This window comes from Mesorhizobium sp. CA13, assembly GCF_020165235.1.
GTDB lineage: Bacteria > Pseudomonadota > Alphaproteobacteria > Rhizobiales > Rhizobiaceae > Mesorhizobium.
Genome location: NZ_JAIUHS010000002.1, coordinates 81,282 through 98,812 on the forward strand (window position 1 = coordinate 81,282; position 17,531 = coordinate 98,812).

Consider the following 17,531-nt stretch of genomic DNA (forward strand, 5'->3'; position numbering starts at 1 on the left):
GCAACACACGCATGCAAAAAGACCCAGGCTGTGGTCTAAGCCATTCCTGAAGCCGATAGGACCAGCAGAATCGCCGAAACGCAACGCGCGATAACGTAATTGCCACGGCGGAACCGCGAACCATGTTCGGTTTTCATCCCGGAATGTCAAAATGCGCAATGGCGTGGAATGAGGCAGCAGGCGTTTATTTCCGAGGCAACTAATGCATGTCTCGCAAAAGTGCCTCCGGTTCGGGCAACGACGTGCACAAAAGCGCGTCGCAGGAATCGGTTTCGGCGCGACAGGCTGTAGACGAGAGACAAGCAATGCGAACCTTTCCAGCGATCGCCGGCAGCGCTGCCTTCTTCATCGCGGCACCTTGTGTCGTCGCCGGCCTCGTGCCGTGGCTGCTGACGGATCGCTGGGACCGGCCATGGTCGAACCTGCCGGGTTTCGCCCCTCTCGGCTGGATTCTCATCGCGGTCGCCGTGGCGGCGCTGCTGCATGCATTCGCCCGCTTTGCGTTTGAAGGCCTCGGCACGCCTGCTCCGATCGCTCCGACCGAGAGACTGGTGGTCGGCGGGCTCTACCGCCATGTCCGCAATCCGATGTATGTGGCGGTGCTGTCGATCATCCTCGGCCAAGCGCTGCTGTTTTCAAGCTGGACGCTTGTCGCCTACGCCGCAATGGCAGCCGCGGCCATGGCCGCCTTCGTCAAGCTCTACGAGGAGCCGACGCTCGCCCGCCGCTACGGCGACGAATACGAGACTTACCGCCGCAACGTGCCGGGCTGGCTGCCCCGGCTAACGCCTTGGCGGGGATGAGGGCCATCTGCGGTCAATATGACCAGCTCCGCGCCTTGGCGATGATGAAGTCGCGAAACACGTGCAGCTTCGCCTGGTTCTTCATCGCGTCCGGATAGGCGAAATAGGTGTCGAAGGAAGGCACCTCCGTTTCCGGCAGAAGCTGCACCAGGCCGGAATCCTTGGAGATGACATAGTCGGGCAGCATGGCGATGCCGGCGCCGCCCTGCACCGCGCGCTTGATGGACAAAATATCGTTGATCTGCAGCGTTGGCACGCGCTGGCCGCCCTCGAAATCGCCAACCGTTTCCAGCCAGTTCAACTCCGACAGATGCGCGGGCACCGGCACGCCGAAGGTGACGATGCGATGCGCCTTGAGCTCGGCCACCGAAGCCGGCCTGCCATGCTTGGCGATATAGCCGGGTGACGCATAGAGGTGGAAATGCACCGTGAACAGGCGGCGCTGGATGAGGTCCGGCTGCTGCGGCTGGCGCAGCCGGATGGCGCAATCGGCCTGGCGCATGGTGAGGTCGAGCTCCTCGTTGGCGAGGATCAGCTGCAGGCTGATTTCAGGATAGAGCTCGATGAATTCCTGCACGCGCTCGGTCAGCCAGCCGGCGCCGAGCCCGACCGTGGTCGTGACCCGGAGTACGCCGGACGGGCGGTCCTTGGTTTCGGTCAGCCGCGACTTGATGGTCTCGAGCTTCATCAGCACGTCATGCGCCGTGCGGAACAGCATCTCGCCCTGTTCGGTCAGCACCAGGCCGCGGGCGTGGCGGTTGAACAGCGGCACGCCGACATCGTGCTCGAGCGCGCTGACCTGGCGCGAAATCGCCGATTGCGACAGGTGCAGCGTCTCGGCCGCATGCGTAAACGACCCCGCTTCCGCCGCAGCGTGAAACACGCGTAGCTTATCCCAGTCCAACGCCATGATTCCCCTCGTTCCTGTTTGGCGTCTGAATGAAAAATCAGGCTTTTACACGGCGTTTCTAAGCCGCTCTTTCAACAGTTTGCGAACGGCTATTCGGCCGCCTCGCGATGCACCTCGATGCCTGCCAGGTACTTCTCCGCCTCGAGCGCCGCCATGCAGCCCAGCCCCGCCGCGGTCACCGCCTGGCGGTAGATATCGTCGGTCACGTCGCCGGCGGCGAACACGCCGGGCACGTCGGTGCGCGTCGAATCCGGCGCCGTCCACAGATAGCCGTTCGGCTTCTGCTTCAGCTTGCCGACGAACAGCTCGACCGCCGGCGCATGGCCGATCGCGACGAACACGCCGTCGACCTCGAGCTGCGTCTCGACACCCGTCACCACGTTGCGCAGCTTCAACCCTTCGACCGACGGCGGCAGTGGCGTCTTGCCCGGACGGCCGGTGATCTCGTCGACAACCGTGTCCCAGATGACGCGGACATTATCCTTCTTCAAGAGCCGTTCGCGCAGGATGCGTTCGGCGCGGAAGTCCGAGCGCCTGTGGATGACCGTCACGCTCTTGGCGAGGTTCGACAGATAGAGTGCTTCTTCCACCGCCGAATTGCCGCCGCCGACCACCGCGACATCCTTGCCGCGATAGAAGAAGCCGTCGCAGGTGGCGCAAGCCGATACGCCGAAGCCCATGAAGGTCTGTTCGGTTGGAATGCCAAGCCATTTGGCCTGCGCGCCGGTGGCGATGATCAGGGCATCGGCCGTGTAGACGGTGCCGGAATCGCCCGTTGCGCGGAACGGCCTCACGTTGAGATCGACCTCGGTGATGATGTCGGCGATGATGTCGGTGCCGACATGCTCGGCCTGCCTGAGCATCTCGCTCATCAGCCACGGACCCTGGATGGGTTCGCCGAAACCGGGATAGTTCTCGACGTCGGTGGTGATCATCAGCTGCCCCCCCTGCTGCAGGCCGGCGACCAGCATCGGCTTCAGCATGGCGCGGGCGGCATAGATCGCCGCGGTATAACCGGCCGGGCCGGAACCGATGATGAGGACAGGCGCGTGCTTGGTGGTCATGAAAGCCTCTGCGGAGGACTGCCGGCGTTTGCGGCATGGAAAACTCGTCGATATCGCGCGTAATGTAAGTGTTGCCCACGACGCCAGCAAGGCAAGTTGGCGTTCGTCCCCGGAAAGCTTTGTCGCACCGGGCGAACCGCTCCGGTACGGCGCGGGATTTCCCCGTGGGGGATGGCGTGGACAGCAAAGTCGTTTAATTACAAAATCCCGCAAGATTCTTTCGCCACCCATAATCATCGAAAGCCCCGAAAAATGCCGCTCAAGGCCGATCTCGACGCAATCGACTGGAAGATCCTGCGCGAATTGCAGGCAGATGGACGCATGACCAATGTCGAACTGTCGAACCGCGTCGGCATTTCGGCACCGCCTTGCCTGCGCCGCGTCAAGCGGCTGGAGGAAGCCGGCATTATTCGCGGCTATCGGGCGCTGCTCAACGCGCCGGCGCTCGGTCTCGACGTAGTCGCCTTCTGCCTGGTCGGCCTGCACCATCAGGCCGATGCCGAGCTTCGCACCTTCGCCGAGCGCACGCGCGGCTGGCCGGTCGTACGCGATGCCTGGATGGTGTCGGGCGAATCCGATTTCCTCCTGCACTGCGTGGCAAGCGACCTCGGCGCCTTCCAGACCTTTGTCATCGAGGAGCTGACCTCCACGCCGAACGTCGACACGGTGCGCACAGCCCTCACCATCCGCCGGGTCAAGGATGAAGGGCTGGTCTCGTTCGAGCGGCCGTGACGCGATGACGGCGCCCGATGCGAATTCGGGAATTTCGCCACATCGCCGCCGCGTTGATAACGGACAGACACAGGCAGCCGCAGTCCTGTACGATTTGGCGCCTGATTGGTTTCCTTGCCCAAGCAGCGTAAGTTCCAACGACAATCCGCCGTGGAAGGGGACCATGACCAGGTTTGCAAGCCCGATTTCGGCGCTCATCATCTGCATGAACGAGGCCGATATGATCGGCCCTTGCCTCGAAAGCATCGACTTTTGCGCCGAGATCGTCATCGTCGATTCAGGCTCCACCGACGCCACGCTGGACATCGTTCGACAGTTTGTCGCCGAGGGCTATCCGATAAAGCTGCTGCACAATGGGTGGCCGGGTTTTCCGCATCAGCGGCAATTCGCGCTCGAACACGCCACGCAGCCCTGGTGCCTTTCGATCGACCCGGACGAACGCGTCGACGACCGGCTGCGGCAGTCGATCGTGGCGGCCGTCGAGATGGCGGACGCCGGTATCAGCGGATGGTACATCCGCCGCCGCGACTGGCTGAAGGGCTACGGCTATGCCCATCGCTGGGTGCTGCATAACAGGCTGTTGCGGCTTTTCCGCCGGGAAGGCGCAACCATGGACGTGACCGCACGGGTGCACGAGTCCTTCGGCGTTTCCGGCGAGACCAGCACGATCGAAAGCGGCGTGCTGCTGCATCGTCGCGAAATATCGGTCGAGGAGGATATCGCCCGCGCAAATGCCTATTCCAGCCTCAAGGCGGCCACGCTGGTCGAGAAAGGCAAGAAGCCGGGCCTGGTGCGGCTGGTGCTTTCGCCGCTCGGCAACTTCCTGAAATTCTATCTGGCCAAGCGCTACTTCCTGTGCGGCCGGCACGGCTTCGTCTACTCGATGTCGGTAATGATCTATTCCTTCGCCACCGAGGCCAAACTGTACGAGGCCTCGCAAGGCAGCGAACCGGCGTGAGCGGTCGGATCCGGGTCAGGACGGCTTGGCTCGCCCATCGAGCCGCCCTATGGCGGCGACAAGACCGTCGAGGTCGCTGCTGTCCCGCAAGGGCTTGATGATGAAACCGGAGCGAAGCTGCGCCTTGCCGTCGACGAGCCAGCCCTGCGGCAGGCCGGCGCCCAGGCCTGCCTCCATGTCGGCCAGCTTGTCGCCGACGATCACGGATCGCCGGAGGTCGAGATCGAGGCGTTTCGCCGCCTCGAAGAGCATGCCGGGATTGGGTTTGCGCATCGGGTGGTCCGATATGCCCAGCGGCCCCACGCCGGCCTCGTGGTAGGCGCAGGCCAGCACCATGTCCACGACAACGCCCTGATCGCGCAACAGGTCGAGCACGCGGCGGTTCACATCGGCGAAGGCACTCCAGCCGAAAAAGCCGCGCGCGATGCCGGACTGGTTGGTCACCACCACGACCGGGATGCCGGCATTGTTGGCGGCGGCGATCGCCGGCAGCATCTGCGGCCGGAGCTCGATCTCGGCCGGATCGCTGGGATAGTCGGTATCGACATTGATGGTGCCGTCGCGATCGAGAAACAGCGCCGGCTGGCCGGTGGGAAAAACCCTGCAGCCGATCCGCTCCACCCACAGGCCCGGCTCGGCCAGCGGGTGCGGCGCCTTGTCAGCCATTGCTGAGGCGCGCTTCCACCACCTCGCACAGATGATGGTAGAGGCACAGATGCCCCTGCTGGATGATCGGCGTCGAGGTCGAGGGCACGTTGAGCAGGATGTCGGTGAGCGGCGCGAGCTTGCCGCCTGTGTCGCCCGTCAGGCTGATCACCGTCATGTCCATGGTCCGCGCCTGTTCGGCGGCGGCCAGTATGCTCGGCGAATTGCCACTGGTCGAGATCGCCAGAAGCACGCCGCCGGCCGCTCCATGCGCCTCGACCTGGCGCGAAAAAACGGTGTCGAAGCCGTAATCATTGCCCCAGGCGGTCAGCACCGCGGCATTGGCCGGCAGCGCGATGACATTGTAGCCCTTGCGCTCCTTGAGAAAGCGGCCGACCAGTTCGCCGGCGATGTGAATGGCGTCGCTGGCCGAACCGCCATTGCCGCAGATCAGCAGCGCCTTGCCCGACGAAAGGGCGGCAACGATCGCGCTCGCCGCACGTTCCATCGCGCCTGTGAGATCGCGCTCGACCAACGCCGTGATCGCGGCCGCCGAGCGGACCAGATAATCGTTCAGTTCGGACATGAAACCCTCAATTCTTGTTGCCGGCCGAGCGCAGCCTGCCGATGGTGCCGGTCGTGCTCTTGCCGGCGACGAGATCGACCAGGACCACGCGCCCGCCGGCTTTCTGCACCACGTCCGCGCCGACCACGGTGTCGACCGTGTAGTCGGCGCCCTTGACCAGTATGTCGGGCAGAAGCGCCTCGATCAACGCCAGCGGCGTGTCCTCGTCGAACACCACGACGGCATCGACCGAGGCCAGGGCCGCCAGAACGCAGGCGCGGTCGTGCTGGTCGTTGACGGGCCGTTCCGGCCCTTTCAGCCGGCGCACCGAGGCATCGCTGTTGAGGCCGAGCACCAGCCGGTCGCACTGGCTGCGCGCCGCGTGCAGCAGACTGACGTGACCGGCATGCAGGATGTCGAAACAGCCATTGGTGAAGCCTACGCTCAGGCCCTCTTCCTTCCAGGCCGCGACCATGCGCGCGGCCGATGCGGCGTCGAGAATGGCATCCTTGTGGGCGGTCGGTCCGTGCGAGCGGAACAGTGCGCCGGTGAGTTCCTCGACCGTCAGCCGTGCGGTGCCGCGCTTTCCCACCACAACGCCGCCGGCGGCATTGGCGATGGAGGCGGCCGCGGCCGGATCGGCGCCGGCGGCAAGCGCCAGCGCGAAGGTCGCGATCACCGTATCGCCGGCGCCCGACACATCGAACACTTCGCGCGCCTGGGTGGCGATGTGGCGCGCTTCCGCCGGACTGACGACGCTCATGCCTTTCTCGCTGCGCGTGGCGACGACGAAGTCGAAGCCATGCGCGTCAAGCAGTTCGCGCGCCGCGGCCACGATCTCGTCATCGCTGAACACCGGCCGTTCGACCGCTTCGCCGAGTTCCTTGCGGTTAGGCGTGATGGCGGTCGCCCCGGCATAGCGAGCATAATCCCGGCCCTTCGGATCGACCAGCACCGGCTTCCCCGCCTCGCGGCAGATCGCGATCAATTCGCCGGCGACGCCTTCGAGCAGGATGCCCTTGCCGTAATCGGACAGGATGACGATATCGGCGCGCGCCAGCGCGGTGCGGAAATGCTGGACCAACGCCGCGCGTTCCGCCGCACCGAGCGGCCTGATCTCCTCCTCGTCGAAGCGCAGCACCTGCTGGTTGAGCGCGCTGAAGCGGCTCTTGGACGAGGTCATGCGGCCGCGCTCCCGCGCCAGGCCCGTCGTGTCGGCGCCAAGTTCGCCGAGCATGCGCACCAGGCTGTCGCCTGCCGTATCGGAGCCGATCACCGAGACCGGAATGGCGGCGGCGCCGAGCGAGATGATGTTGGCCACGACATTGCCGGCGCCGCCCATGGCCAGGCTCTCGCCGCGCCCATGGAGCACCGGGATCGGCGCTTCCGGCGAAATCCGCTCGATGATGCCGTTGACGAAACGGTCGAGAATGAGATCGCCGACCACCAGCACGGTGGCCTGGCCGAAATGCGCGATGGCGCGATGCAGGGGTTCGGGGGAAAGTGGGTCGTGCTTGATCATGTCACTGGCAACGCGCGCAAAAAACCGGTTTTAAAGATGCATCGGGGACAAATTGGCCGGGACCGGTCGTTCATGGCGATGCCGATATACCGCAATTCGTGCCAGCGCAACGCCGGTTGGCCTCGTCAGCTCTTCTGCAAGGCGACATGGACGCCGAGCCCGACCAGCACGGCGCCGCCCACTCGCTGCATCATGCGCTGCGCGCTGCCGGAGCGTCGCAGCCTGCCGATCACGGCACCAGCCAGGAACACGCAGACGATATCGGCCGAGGAGAACATCAGATTGACTGTCGTGCCCAGCACGACGAATTGCAGCCAGACCGGGAATGCGGCAGAGGCATCGATGAACTGGGGCAGGAAGGCCATGAAGAAGATCGCGGTCTTCGGATTGAGCACCTCGACGGTGATGCTCTCGAAAAAGGCACGGCGAGCCGATTTCCGCTCGATCGCCGGCAGTGCCATGTCACCTTCCGCGCGCTTGCGGAACAGCGTCACACCGAGCCAGATCAGGTAAAGCGCGCCGACGAGCTTGACCGCCATGTAGAGCGGCGGCACGGCGTGGAAAAGCACCGACAGTCCGGCGGCGGCGGCAAAGACGTGAACATAGCCGCCCAGATGAATGCCGAGCGCTGCCGTCAGGCCGGACCAGCGGCCGCGCGCCATCGTTTGCGCGGCGGCATAGAGCATTGCCGGGCCCGGAATATAGGCGAAGATCGCCGTGGTGGCGAAAAATGCGATGAGCAGTTCGGTCGACGGCATTCATGGCCCCTATGATAGCGCCCGGCGGCGCGAGCCGACTGAAGCGGCAGCTTTGCGGCGCCACTGTGGCGCGCTGCGCCGCGCAAGGCAATCGCGGCGGGGTTTCGCCCATCCTTCGTGCCGACATCGGGGGCCGCCCCGCCACCCTGCTTTGTCGACAGCCTCGCAAGCCTCCCTTATAAGGACCGGAATCGCAAGCAACCAGAGGGCGTTCATGATCATCGTCACGGGCGGCGCCGGCATGATCGGCGCCAACATCGTCGCCGCGCTCAATGCCGAGGGTCATGACGACATTTTGGTCGTCGACGACCTTACCGATGGCCACAAGATCGCCAACCTTGCTGACTTGCGGATCGCCGACTATCTCGACAAGGGCGATTTCCTGGCCCGCATCGAGGATGGCGGGCTCGGCCGCATCGAGGCCGTCTTCCATCAGGGCGCCTGCTCGACCACCACCGAATGGAACGGCAAGTTCATGATGGAGGTGAACTACGCCTATTCGAAGCGGCTGCTGCATGCCTGCCTGGCGCTGCGCGTGCCCTTCCTCTACGCCTCCTCGGCGTCGGTCTATGGCGGCGGCTCCGAGTTCCGCGAGGAGCCGGAGCTTGAGCGGCCGCTCAACGTCTACGCCTATTCAAAAAAGCTGTTCGATGACTATGTCAGGCGCAATGTCTTCGATACCGATCATTCGCAGGTCGCGGGCCTGCGCTACTTCAACGTCTATGGGCCGCGCGAGGCGCACAAGGGCGCCATGGCCTCGGTCGCCTTCCATCTGTTCAACCAGGTCGGGCGTGGCGAGAATCCAAAGCTGTTCGGCGCCCATGACGGCTTCGGTCCCGGCGAGCAAAGCCGCGACTTCATCCATGTCGGCGACGTCGCCGATGTCAATCTGTGGCTGTGGAAGCGCGGCGCGAGCGGCATCTTCAATTGCGGCACCGGCCGGGCGCAACCCTTCCGCGCCATTGCCGAAACCGTCATCGACGCGATGGGCAAGGGCGAGATCGAGTACATCCCCTTTCCCGACCACCTCAAGGGCAGCTACCAGAGCTTCACGCAAGCTGATATGTCGCGTCTGCGCGCGGCCGGTTACAATGGGCAATTCCGCAGCGTCGAAACCGGCGTCAGAGACTATGTCGAATGGCTGAAAGCCCAGCGATCCTCGTGATCGGCCCACGCTGGGTGGGCGATATGGTGATGGCGCAGTGCCTGTTCTCGGCGCTGAGGGAGCTTCATCCAAATTTAGCGATCGACGTGCTGGCGCCGGCGTGGGCGGCCCCTTTGGTCAAGCGTATGCCTGAGGTCCGCCAGCAGATCGATTTCCCGCTGAAACCCGGCGCGCTCGAATTTGCACATCGCCGCCGCTTCGGCCGCCTGCTGCGCGGCCGATACGACAGCGCCTATATCCTGCCGGGCAGTTGGAAGTCGGCGCTGATCCCGTTCTTTGCCCGTATTCCACGCCGTTTCGGCCATCTCAGGGAAATGCGCTACGGCCTGTTGACCGATATCGTTCCGCTGCCGGAGGCCGTGAAACGGCGCACGGCGCAGGCCTATTTCGGCCTTGCACGGGGTGGCGGTTTCCAGGCGCCTCATCTGACGGTGGACGCCAACAACCAGGCCGCCCTGCTCGACCGTTTCGGCCTGGAGCAGCAGAAATTCGTGGCGCTGATGCCGGGTGCCGAGTTCGGCCCGGCCAAACGCTGGCCGAGCGAACACTATGCCGGCCTTGCCCGGGAGTTCATGGCCAGAAGGTTCAAGGTCGCGCTGTTCGGGTCGAAGAACGACCGCGACGTGACCGCGGAGATCGCCGCCCTCGCTCCTGGCGTGGTCGACCTGGCCGGCCGGACACGGCTGGAGGACGCCATCGACCTGATCGCGGCCGCCGGACTGGCGGTCTCCAACGACAGCGGGCTGATGCATGTTGCGGCGGCGGTCGGCACGCCGGTTGTCGCCGTCTATGGTTCGACCTCGCCACAGAACACCCCGCCGCTGGCCGAACGGCGCGAACTGGTCTGGCTCGGCCTGTCCTGCTCGCCCTGCCACCGCAAGATCTGTCCGCTCGGCCACCTCAATTGCCTGAAGACGCTCGAGGTCGCACGGGTCATGGCGGCAGCGGACCGGCTGCTGGACATCCCGGCCGCCGCATGAAGGTGCTGATCGTCAAGACATCGTCGATGGGCGACGTCATCCACACTTTTCCGGCGCTCCAGGATGCGCGCCGCGCACGGCCCGATATTGCGTTCGACTGGTGCGTCGAGGAGGCTTTCGCCGGCATCGTCGCGCTGCATCCCGCAGTCGGCACCATTCACACGGTCGCCATCCGGCGTTGGCGAAAACATCTCTTCGATAGGGGCACCTGGCGCGAGGCGACCGTCTTGCGACGCGCCTTGCGCGCGTGCCGCTACGATCTGGTCATCGATGCGCAAGGCCTGTTGAAGTCGGCGCTGCTGGCCAGGCAGGCGAAGGCGCCGATCGCCGGCTTCGACCGTTCGAGCGCGCGCGAGCCTTCGGCAACGCTGCTTTACGATGTCGGCCACGCCGTACCCCGCAACCTCCACGCCATCGAACGGACGCGGCGGCTTTTCGGGCTGGCGTTGGGCTACCAGCCCGATCTTTCGATGCTGGATTCGGGCATCGTGCCGCCGCCCGGCAATCTGACCGGCATAGCCGGCAAAACGGCCTTCCTGCTGCACGGCACCAGCCGTGAGGACAAGAAGTGGCCGGTTGAAGACTGGATCGAAACCGGCCGCCTGCTGGTTGAGCGGGGCATGACGCCGGTCACGACCTGGTCGAACGAGCGCGAACAGGCGATGGCCGAAGCGATCGCCGGGGCCGTGCCGGCCACGAACATCGTGCGTAAATCCCCATTGGCCGACATCGCGGCGATGCTCGGCCGCTCGACACTGGTGATCGGCGCCGACACGGGGCTGACCCATCTCGCCAGCGCCTTCGGGCTGCCGACGGTCGCGGTGTTTTTAGCGACGGAGCCGGGTTTAACCGGTCCACGCGGGCCGTATGCATCGACGCTGCTGGCCGCGCCGGGTGGGCGGGTGACGCCGGCGGAGGTGGTGGCTGAGGCTGAGAGGCTGATGGAGCACCAGGGTGACGCCGCCGCTGGCAAGAATTGATCTATCCAATCGGAAAGCTGGCGCTGCCAATCTTGGCTAAAAACGCGCAGATCAGCGCCCCTCGAGCTCCTTAAATAAACTGCACCTGGACGATCTCGTAGCCCCTTGCACCACCCGGCGCATTGACCTCGATGGCGTCGCCGACTTCCTTGCCGATGAGCGCCCGCGCGATCGGCGAGGAAATCGAGATGCGGCCGGACTTCACGTCCGCCTCCTGATCGCCGACGATCTGGTAGGTCTTCTTCTCCTCGGTGTCCTCGTCGACCAGCACCACGGTGGCGCCGAACTTGACCTTGTCGCCGCTGAGCTTGGTGACGTCGATGACTTCGGCCCGGGCGATGAGATCCTCGAGCTCGTTGACACGGCCCTCATTGAGGCTCTGCGCCTCTTTGGCGGCATGGTATTCGGCATTTTCGGACAGGTCGCCATGCGAGCGCGCTTCGGAGATCGCCTCGATGATGCGCGGCCGCTCCTCCTGCTGGCGCCAGCGCAGTTCTTCCTTCAATGACGCGAACCCCTCGCCTGTCATCGGGACCTTGTTCATGATACCTGACCTTTCCTGCCGCCACCCCCGTCTTTCGGGGAAAGCCTTGTCGATGGTGCAAAAAGAAAACGGTCCGGCAGCCTTGGGCTAACGGAACCGTTCACCGCAATTTCCCTGAATATAGCAATCTTTGCGGGGTTTTCACGTCCAAAAATCGGTTTCTGAAGAAATCATCACCGTTTTCGCGCGCACCGTCGCAGGAGCCGGCATGGCAACAAAAAACCGGCCGTGATTGCTCGCGGCCGGTTCGAAAGGCAATGAAGGATCAGCTCCTCATGAAATGATCGATCTGTTCGGCCAGCATGCCGTATTCGCGCGACCCTTTGCCGGCCCGCTTTTCGATCTCCATCAGCTGTTGCTGGGCGCCGGCCAGGTCTCCGATCTGGAGATGGGCCTCGCCAAGATATTCGCGCACCAGCGTGTAGTTGGGGTCGATGCGCAGCGCTTCCTCGTAATAGCCGAGGCCAACGGCGACGCGGCCGGAATGGCGGTGCGAATAGCCGAGATAGTTGAGGATGCGCGGGTCCTGCTTGTTGGCGGCGAGGCTGAGCACGGCGATCGCTTCGTCATAGCGGCCGGCCATCGCCAGGTCATGCCCGGCATCATAGATGCTGTCGTCGTCCAGCATGCCTTCCTGGGGTGCGACGCACTTGTTCTTCTTCTTGTCCCAGACCATGCCTTTTTTGCATTTGGTAGTCGTACTGGTGTCGTTACCGCTGCCCGCGGCAAACACCGGAACGGCAAGGAACTGCAGGGCGAGAAGCGCGCTCGCCGCCTGGATCAGCACTCTTTTATGCATCGGAGCCTCCTGGAGGGTGAGAATGCAACACTAACGCAGCGTGTCGGCGGTTTCATCCCGGAAAAAAGCAAGGGGCTAACATGAGGTGACGGATGCCCGAAATCCGCTATCATCGGCGGCAATGAAAGCTGAGCCAGCGGAGACCGCCAGTGCAGCGACGGCTTGAAAAGAACTGGGATCTGACGATCGGACCCGACACCGTGCGGCTGCTCATCCTCAAATGCAAGGCGCTGAGTGCCGCCATCAATGAAGACTATGCCGACGGCGCCGAACACGAAATCGAGTTCGACGGCGACACCCGTGACAATCACCACCATGACGGACTCGCCGAGGAAAGCTCGGAAAACCTCACCGAAGAGGAACTGCGCGAGCTGATCAACGACCTCAATGTCGACGAGGCAGCCGAACTCGTCGCGCTCGCCTGGGTCGGCCGCGGCGACTACGACGCCTCGGAATGGGCCGACGCCGTCGCCGCCGCGCGCGAGCGCGCCAACAGGCACACGGCCAAATACCTGCTCGGCTTGCCGTTGCTCGCCGATTGGCTGGAGGAAGGGCTGGAAGCGATCGGCGCGTAACGCGCCGGTAACCGATTGTGATCGGGCCTAAGCGCTCTTCCAGGCAACTTCGGGCATCCCGGCGCCGTTTCGAAGCGATGGCAACACTGAGCTTTTCCCGAAAATACAGGATTGCATTGTTCGTGGTCGTGACAGCTCTGCTGGTGACGCCGGCCGATGCCAAACATCGTCACAGACATCGCGAGCCACTTTCACCACGGGTGGAACAACCGCTGACGCCGCGGGTCGACCGGCCGCTGAAACCGCGCGGCGAAAGGCATCGCAAGCCGAAGCCGGCACGGCAGAGGACGCAAAATCCTATCCCGGTACGTGCGGATGTCCCAGTGCCTGAACCGCGCCCCGCTGACACGCCAGAGGCGACAGAACCGAACACGCAAAATCCAGCCGCAACATCCGACCGGTTCCAGGACGAGGGATCGCCTCAGAAGCAACAAGCCCGGCCCGAGCCGCCAGCCGATGCGAAAAGCGAACCGGAGCCACCAGCCGTGGCGCCGACGCCGACACAAAGGCCTGAGACTGGGGAACCGGAGGTTGAGCCGCCGGCCCTCGCTCCGCCACCCCCGCCAAAACCGGCGGACGCGGACAAAAAGGAGATGCTTCCCGACCCGCGTTCGGCTGACCTGCCCGACGCGAAAATGCCTGCCGAGGAAGTCGCCTGCCGCGAGCGGCTGAGGGGTCTCGGCGTCGAATTCGAGGAGCACAAGGCAGAAAGCGATCGCGGTATCGGCTGCTCGATCCCCTATCCCCTGGTGCTGAACAGCCTTGGCAAGTCGATCGCCATTGCCCCAGGCGCCGAGCTCAATTGCGCAATGGCCGAGGCGGCGGCACGCTTTGCCGGCGATGTCATCCAGCCGGCGGCGAAAGCCGAATTCGGCGCCGACCTGAAATCGATCGGCCAGGCATCGGCCTTTGTGTGCCGGCCGCGCAACGGCACGCGCAAACTGTCCGAACATGCCTTCGGCAATGCGCTCGATATCGCCAGCTTCACACTTGCGGACGGCAGGACGATCGAGGTCGGCCCGGCGCCACCGGACAAGGACGCCAAATTCCTCGACGCGGTGCGCAAGGCCGCCTGCGGGCCGTTCAAGACCGTACTGGGCCCGGGCAGCGATGCCGATCATTCGCTGCATTTGCACCTCGACCTCGAGCCGCGCCGCCACGGCGGTACCTTCTGTCAGTAGGGCCGGCTCAGAAGCGATGCCGCAATTCGGCCGCAGGCATGAACGCCGGCGCTGATTTTTCCTTTACCGTTGATCGTTAAAATCCCGCCTATCGGGAAAAGGGACTGCCGATGGACGGGATATTTCGTGCCGCGCTGGCGCTTGCGCGGCAATCGAAACGCGCGCGCGCGGCCGGCGGGCTGGCCGCCCTGCTTGCGCTGGCAGCGGTGTCGGCCTGCAACACCGGCAACGTGCTGGCACTGGAGCCGGCCGTCGATGTCGGCGCGCAGACCGCGGCCGTGCCGCAATATTCAGGCATGCAGCGGCTGGTTCCTTCCAATCCTTACATGACGCAGGCCGCCTATCCACGCATGGACGAGCCGATGTCGTCGGTCGAGCAGATGCCGGCCGGCGAGACCGACTGCCGTCAGCAGCTGAGGCGCCTCGGCGTCACCTTCACCGATCTGGCGCCGATCCATGAAGGCCAGTGCGGCATCGACTATCCGGTCAAGGTCACTGCCATCGGCAGCGTCGAGATGAAGCCCGCCGCGACGCTGACCTGCGACATGGCCGCCAGCTTCGCCGCGTGGACGAAGAACGAGCTCGTTCCTTCCGCCCGCTGGCGCTACTTCTCCGGCGTCAGGACCATCCACCAGGGGTCCAGCTATTCCTGCCGCAACATCGCCGGCGAAGGCGTGCTGTCGGAACACGGCAAGGGCAACGCGCTCGACGTCATGAGCATCGAACTCAACAATGGCGACGACATCGACGTGCGCAAGCCCGGCCTGTTCGCCTTCCGCACCCGCGGCTTCCTCAACAATGTGCGCGCCGACGGCTGCCAGTATTTCACCACCGTGCTCGGCCCCGGCTACAATTACGACCACCGCAACCATTTCCACTTCGACATCAAGAACCGCAAGAGCGGCTATCGCGCCTGCCGCTGATCCCTTTGCCTGGCGGCGGCTTCGCCGCTTACAGTGATGTCGTAGAACTCGAGCGGCATCGATGAGCCAACGAAGCTTCCGACGACGCGCTGCGACCTGGCTGGTGTTGCTCCTGGCGGCCTATCTGGCGCTGGCCTATGTCGCCGCGCCGGAATTCTGGACGTTTCGCGATCGCGGCTTTCGCAGCCAAAGCTTCGAGATGGTGACGCACACCCCGCAAGGCATTCCGGGCGACCCGATCAATGTCGGCCTGATCGGCACGCAAAAGGAGGTTGTCCATGCCTTCGCCGTCGCTGGCTGGGACACGGCCGACGCCGTGACGCTGAGAACCGCGATCGATATCGGCGAAAGCGTCTTGTTTTCGCGCCCCTATCCGGACGCGCCGGTGAGCCGGCTGCTGTTCGAAGGCCGCGCCCAGGATCTCGCTTTCGAAAAGCCCGTCGGCGTGAGCGCCGACCGCCGTCATCATGTGCGCTTCTGGCAGACCGATGCCACGGGCGACGACGGCCGTCCGCTATGGCTTGGCTCGGCCAGTTTCGACCGTGGCGTGGGCCTGAGCCACGACACCGGCGCCATCACCCATCATATCGGCCCCGATATCGACGCCGAACGCGACTTTCTTATCCGGGATTTGACCACCGCCGGGATGCTGGTTTCAACCAGCGACCTGGAAGGCATCGGCGCCACCACGCACGGGCGCAACGGCGGCGGCGACCCCTATTTCACCGACGGCAAGGCCGTGCTCGGCGTGCTGAAGCAACTGCCGTGATGGCTGAAGTCAACTCGTGACGATCACGACCTTGCCGAACGGTCCCTTCTCCAGATGCTGGAAGGCCTGCGCCACCTCCTCGAAGCCGAAGACCTTGTCGACCACCGGCCGGATGCCGAGCACCTCGATCGTCTGGTTCATCCGCTCGAAGGCGCGGCGGTGGCCTATCGATATGCCTTGCACGACGATGCGGTTGCGCTGGTCGAGCATTTTTCGGCGCCGCCCTGGGATGCCGTCTGACCGGGCCGCATGCGCTGTCATCTTCTTGAAAACGGCTGCTGACTATTTTCCAATCCAGCACGGCAATGCTATTGACCCCTGATGCTGTATGTTGAAATCGCCACCGTGGTCGTCCTCATCTGCGTGAACGGCCTTCTGGCAATGTCCGAGCTTGCCATCGTCTCGTCGCGGCCGGCCCGCCTCAAGGCAATGATCGACCGCGAGGTCAAGGGCGCCGGCCGGGCGCTTGCGCTTGGCTCCAACCCCGGCAAGTTCCTGTCCTCGGTGCAGATCGGCATCACCCTGGTGGGCGTGCTGTCCGGCGCCTTTTCCGGCGCCACGCTCGGCGAAAGGCTGGCGCAGTTTCTGGCCTCGAACGGCATCCGCGAAAACATCGCCGATCCGCTCGGCGTCGGCATCGTCGTCGCCATCATCACCTACGCCTCGCTGATCATCGGCGAACTCGTGCCCAAGCAGATCGCGCTGCGCGATCCCGAGCGGGTCGCCGTGCGCGCCGCTCCGGCCATGACCGTCCTCGCCACCGTCTCGGCGCCGCTGGTCTTCCTGCTCGACATTTCCGGCCGGGCCGTGCTTTGGCTGCTCGGCCAGCGCGGCGAGAGCGAGGAGAAGGTCACCGACGAGGAGATCAAGATGCTGGTCGCCGAGGCCGAGCATCACGGCACCATCGAATCCGACGAGCGCCGCATGATCGCTGGCGTCATGCGGCTTGGCGACCGCGCCGTGCGCGCCGTCATGACGCCGCGCACCGAGGTCGACTGGATCAATCTCCAGTCCGACGATGCCACCATCCGCAAGCTATTGATGGACACACAGCATTCGCGCCTGCCCGCCGGCGACGGCGGCGTCGACGCCATGATCGGCGTCGTCCAGACGCGCGACGTGCTCGCGGCGCTGCTGGGCGGCCGCGCGCTCGACCCGCGCCGCCACGTGCGCGCCGCGCCCATCGTGCACGACCAGGCCGACGCGCTCGACGTGCTGCAGACGCTGAAGGAATCCGACGTGCCGATGGCGCTGGTGCATGACGAGTACGGCCATTTCGAAGGCATCGTCACCCCCGCCGACATCCTGGAGGCCATCACCGGCGTTTTCCGTTCGGACCTCGAAGCCGGCGAGGAGGAGAATGCCGTCAAGCGCGACGACGGCTCATGGCTGCTTGCCGGCTATATGCAGGCCGACGAGATGGCCGAGGTGCTGGGCATCGACTTGCCGGAAAACCGCGACTACGAGACCGTCGCCGGCTATGTGCTGTCGCACATGCACCATCTGCCGGCGGCCGGCGAATGCGTCGACGCGCAAGGCTGGCGCTTCGAGGTGGTCGATCTCGACGGCCGTCGCATCGACAAGCTGATCGCCACGCGCCTGCCCAGCGGCCACCGCGAAGTGGTGCGCTGACTGTTCGAACGTCGTCTCGAGCCAAG

The 17,531-nt window shown here is 64.6% G+C and carries 20 protein-coding genes; 11 read left to right on the top strand and 9 right to left on the bottom strand.

What is annotated here, in order from left to right; translation table 11 throughout:
- The first annotated feature begins 305 nt into the window (after positions 1-305).
- The gene (locus tag LB566_RS05915) at positions 306-803 is read left to right on the top strand and encodes a methyltransferase family protein (protein ID WP_224623714.1); all 498 of its coding nucleotides are present in this window, start codon (positions 306-308) and stop codon (positions 801-803) included.
- A gap of 13 nt (positions 804-816) precedes the next feature.
- Here the strand turns inward: LB566_RS05915 and LB566_RS05920 are convergent, their stop codons facing one another.
- Both LB566_RS05920 and trxB read right to left on the bottom strand, forming a co-directional pair.
- Positions 817-1,713, bottom strand: a complete 897-nt coding sequence (locus tag LB566_RS05920) for a LysR family transcriptional regulator (RefSeq protein ID WP_140495954.1) — start codon at positions 1,711-1,713, stop codon at positions 817-819.
- Positions 1,714-1,802: 89 nt separating this feature from the next.
- Entirely contained in the window at positions 1,803-2,777 is a 975-nt protein-coding gene (gene trxB / locus LB566_RS05925) for a thioredoxin-disulfide reductase (RefSeq protein ID WP_140495955.1), read from the bottom strand.
- A 252-nt stretch (positions 2,778-3,029) separates the two neighbouring features.
- Between trxB and LB566_RS05930 the strand changes: the two genes are divergently transcribed.
- Positions 3,030-3,509, top strand: a complete 480-nt coding sequence (locus LB566_RS05930; protein ID WP_224623715.1) for an Lrp/AsnC family transcriptional regulator — start codon at positions 3,030-3,032, stop codon at positions 3,507-3,509.
- A 163-nt stretch (positions 3,510-3,672) separates the two neighbouring features.
- Complete coding sequence (locus tag LB566_RS05935; RefSeq protein ID WP_140549922.1) at positions 3,673-4,467, top strand: glycosyltransferase family 2 protein; 795 nt, start codon at positions 3,673-3,675, stop codon at positions 4,465-4,467.
- A gap of 15 nt (positions 4,468-4,482) precedes the next feature.
- Here the strand turns inward: LB566_RS05935 and LB566_RS05940 are convergent, their stop codons facing one another.
- The 4 genes from LB566_RS05940 to LB566_RS05955 form a co-directional block, all read right to left on the bottom strand.
- Positions 4,483-5,133 (bottom strand): HAD-IIIA family hydrolase, encoded by a 651-nt coding sequence (locus tag LB566_RS05940; protein ID WP_224623716.1) that lies wholly within the window; start codon positions 5,131-5,133, stop codon positions 4,483-4,485.
- Complete coding sequence (locus tag LB566_RS05945; protein ID WP_224623717.1) at positions 5,126-5,698, bottom strand: SIS domain-containing protein; 573 nt, start codon at positions 5,696-5,698, stop codon at positions 5,126-5,128. The genes LB566_RS05940 and LB566_RS05945 overlap by 8 nt, the downstream gene beginning before the upstream one ends.
- 7 nt (positions 5,699-5,705) lie before the next feature.
- Positions 5,706-7,199 (bottom strand): D-glycero-beta-D-manno-heptose-7-phosphate kinase, encoded by a 1,494-nt coding sequence (gene rfaE1, locus LB566_RS05950; RefSeq protein ID WP_224623718.1) that lies wholly within the window; start codon positions 7,197-7,199, stop codon positions 5,706-5,708.
- Between the two features lie 125 nt (positions 7,200-7,324).
- On the bottom strand, positions 7,325-7,957 hold the full coding sequence (locus tag LB566_RS05955; RefSeq protein ID WP_224623719.1) for a LysE family translocator: 633 nt from the start codon (positions 7,955-7,957) through the stop codon (positions 7,325-7,327).
- A gap of 214 nt (positions 7,958-8,171) precedes the next feature.
- On the opposite strand from LB566_RS05955, the gene rfaD reads away from it, so the two are divergent.
- From rfaD to waaC, 3 genes are read left to right on the top strand one after another with little or no spacing between them, the layout of a single operon-like run.
- Complete coding sequence (rfaD, locus tag LB566_RS05960; protein WP_224623720.1) at positions 8,172-9,122, top strand: ADP-glyceromanno-heptose 6-epimerase; 951 nt, start codon at positions 8,172-8,174, stop codon at positions 9,120-9,122.
- Positions 9,095-10,102 (top strand): lipopolysaccharide heptosyltransferase II, encoded by a 1,008-nt coding sequence (gene waaF / locus LB566_RS05965; protein ID WP_224623721.1) that lies wholly within the window; start codon positions 9,095-9,097, stop codon positions 10,100-10,102. Before rfaD ends, waaF begins: the two co-directional genes overlap by 28 nt.
- Positions 10,099-11,082 carry a lipopolysaccharide heptosyltransferase I gene (gene waaC, locus LB566_RS05970; RefSeq protein WP_224623722.1) on the top strand — a complete coding sequence of 328 codons (984 nt, stop codon included), beginning with the start codon at positions 10,099-10,101 and terminating at the stop codon, positions 11,080-11,082. The genes waaF and waaC overlap by 4 nt, the downstream gene beginning before the upstream one ends.
- 70 nt (positions 11,083-11,152) lie before the next feature.
- On the opposite strand, the gene greA is transcribed toward waaC, so the two are convergent.
- Positions 11,153-11,626 carry a transcription elongation factor GreA gene (gene greA, locus LB566_RS05975; RefSeq protein ID WP_008877613.1) on the bottom strand — a complete coding sequence of 158 codons (474 nt, stop codon included), beginning with the start codon at positions 11,624-11,626 and terminating at the stop codon, positions 11,153-11,155.
- Between the two features lie 265 nt (positions 11,627-11,891).
- Positions 11,892-12,425, bottom strand: coding sequence for a tetratricopeptide repeat protein (locus tag LB566_RS05980; protein WP_224623723.1), 534 nt, complete (start codon positions 12,423-12,425; stop codon positions 11,892-11,894).
- 149 nt (positions 12,426-12,574) lie between these two features.
- On the opposite strand from LB566_RS05980, the gene LB566_RS05985 reads away from it, so the two are divergent.
- From LB566_RS05985 to LB566_RS06000, 4 genes are all read left to right on the top strand, one after another.
- Entirely contained in the window at positions 12,575-13,000 is a 426-nt protein-coding gene (locus LB566_RS05985; protein ID WP_224623724.1) for a DUF3775 domain-containing protein, read from the top strand.
- A 17-nt stretch (positions 13,001-13,017) separates the two neighbouring features.
- Entirely contained in the window at positions 13,018-14,181 is a 1,164-nt protein-coding gene (locus LB566_RS05990; RefSeq protein WP_411910460.1) for an extensin family protein, read from the top strand.
- Between the two features lie 110 nt (positions 14,182-14,291).
- The gene (locus LB566_RS05995) at positions 14,292-15,104 is read left to right on the top strand and encodes an extensin family protein (protein WP_224623725.1); all 813 of its coding nucleotides are present in this window, start codon (positions 14,292-14,294) and stop codon (positions 15,102-15,104) included.
- A 61-nt stretch (positions 15,105-15,165) separates the two neighbouring features.
- Positions 15,166-15,873, top strand: a complete 708-nt coding sequence (locus LB566_RS06000; RefSeq protein WP_224623726.1) for an LssY C-terminal domain-containing protein — start codon at positions 15,166-15,168, stop codon at positions 15,871-15,873.
- Between the two features lie 9 nt (positions 15,874-15,882).
- Here LB566_RS06000 and LB566_RS06005 read toward each other — a convergent pair whose 3' ends face one another.
- The gene (locus tag LB566_RS06005; protein WP_224623727.1) at positions 15,883-16,083 is read right to left on the bottom strand and encodes a zinc-binding dehydrogenase; all 201 of its coding nucleotides are present in this window, start codon (positions 16,081-16,083) and stop codon (positions 15,883-15,885) included.
- A 111-nt stretch (positions 16,084-16,194) separates the two neighbouring features.
- Here LB566_RS06005 and LB566_RS06010 point away from each other — a divergent pair, with 111 nt between their 5' ends.
- Entirely contained in the window at positions 16,195-17,505 is a 1,311-nt protein-coding gene (locus tag LB566_RS06010; RefSeq protein WP_224623728.1) for a hemolysin family protein, read from the top strand.
- Positions 17,506-17,531 lie beyond the last annotated feature (26 nt).

What these genes read in the sequence shown, in the direction of transcription:
- waaC (WP_224623722.1), top strand. Translation starts at nt 10,099, where the DNA reads ATGAAGGTGCTGATCGTCAAGACATCGTCGATGGGCGACGTCATCCAC.
- LB566_RS05935 (WP_140549922.1), top strand. Translation starts at nt 3,673, where the DNA reads ATGACCAGGTTTGCAAGCCCGATTTCGGCGCTCATCATCTGCATGAAC.
- LB566_RS06010 (WP_224623728.1), top strand. Translation starts at nt 16,195, where the DNA reads ATGCTGTATGTTGAAATCGCCACCGTGGTCGTCCTCATCTGCGTGAAC.
- waaF (WP_224623721.1), top strand. Translation starts at nt 9,095, where the DNA reads ATGGCTGAAAGCCCAGCGATCCTCGTGATCGGCCCACGCTGGGTGGGC.
- LB566_RS05955 (WP_224623719.1), bottom strand. Translation starts at nt 7,957, where the DNA reads ATGCCGTCGACCGAACTGCTCATCGCATTTTTCGCCACCACGGCGATC.
- LB566_RS05915 (WP_224623714.1), top strand. Translation starts at nt 306, where the DNA reads ATGCGAACCTTTCCAGCGATCGCCGGCAGCGCTGCCTTCTTCATCGCG.
- greA (WP_008877613.1), bottom strand. Translation starts at nt 11,626, where the DNA reads ATGAACAAGGTCCCGATGACAGGCGAGGGGTTCGCGTCATTGAAGGAA.
- rfaE1 (WP_224623718.1), bottom strand. Translation starts at nt 7,199, where the DNA reads ATGATCAAGCACGACCCACTTTCCCCCGAACCCCTGCATCGCGCCATC.
- LB566_RS05940 (WP_224623716.1), bottom strand. Translation starts at nt 5,133, where the DNA reads ATGGCTGACAAGGCGCCGCACCCGCTGGCCGAGCCGGGCCTGTGGGTG.
- trxB (WP_140495955.1), bottom strand. Translation starts at nt 2,777, where the DNA reads ATGACCACCAAGCACGCGCCTGTCCTCATCATCGGTTCCGGCCCGGCC.
- LB566_RS06000 (WP_224623726.1), top strand. Translation starts at nt 15,166, where the DNA reads ATGAGCCAACGAAGCTTCCGACGACGCGCTGCGACCTGGCTGGTGTTG.
- LB566_RS05995 (WP_224623725.1), top strand. Translation starts at nt 14,292, where the DNA reads ATGGACGGGATATTTCGTGCCGCGCTGGCGCTTGCGCGGCAATCGAAA.
- rfaD (WP_224623720.1), top strand. Translation starts at nt 8,172, where the DNA reads ATGATCATCGTCACGGGCGGCGCCGGCATGATCGGCGCCAACATCGTC.
- LB566_RS05980 (WP_224623723.1), bottom strand. Translation starts at nt 12,425, where the DNA reads ATGCATAAAAGAGTGCTGATCCAGGCGGCGAGCGCGCTTCTCGCCCTG.
- LB566_RS06005 (WP_224623727.1), bottom strand. Translation starts at nt 16,083, where the DNA reads ATGCTCGACCAGCGCAACCGCATCGTCGTGCAAGGCATATCGATAGGC.
- LB566_RS05945 (WP_224623717.1), bottom strand. Translation starts at nt 5,698, where the DNA reads ATGTCCGAACTGAACGATTATCTGGTCCGCTCGGCGGCCGCGATCACG.
- LB566_RS05920 (WP_140495954.1), bottom strand. Translation starts at nt 1,713, where the DNA reads ATGGCGTTGGACTGGGATAAGCTACGCGTGTTTCACGCTGCGGCGGAA.
- LB566_RS05930 (WP_224623715.1), top strand. Translation starts at nt 3,030, where the DNA reads ATGCCGCTCAAGGCCGATCTCGACGCAATCGACTGGAAGATCCTGCGC.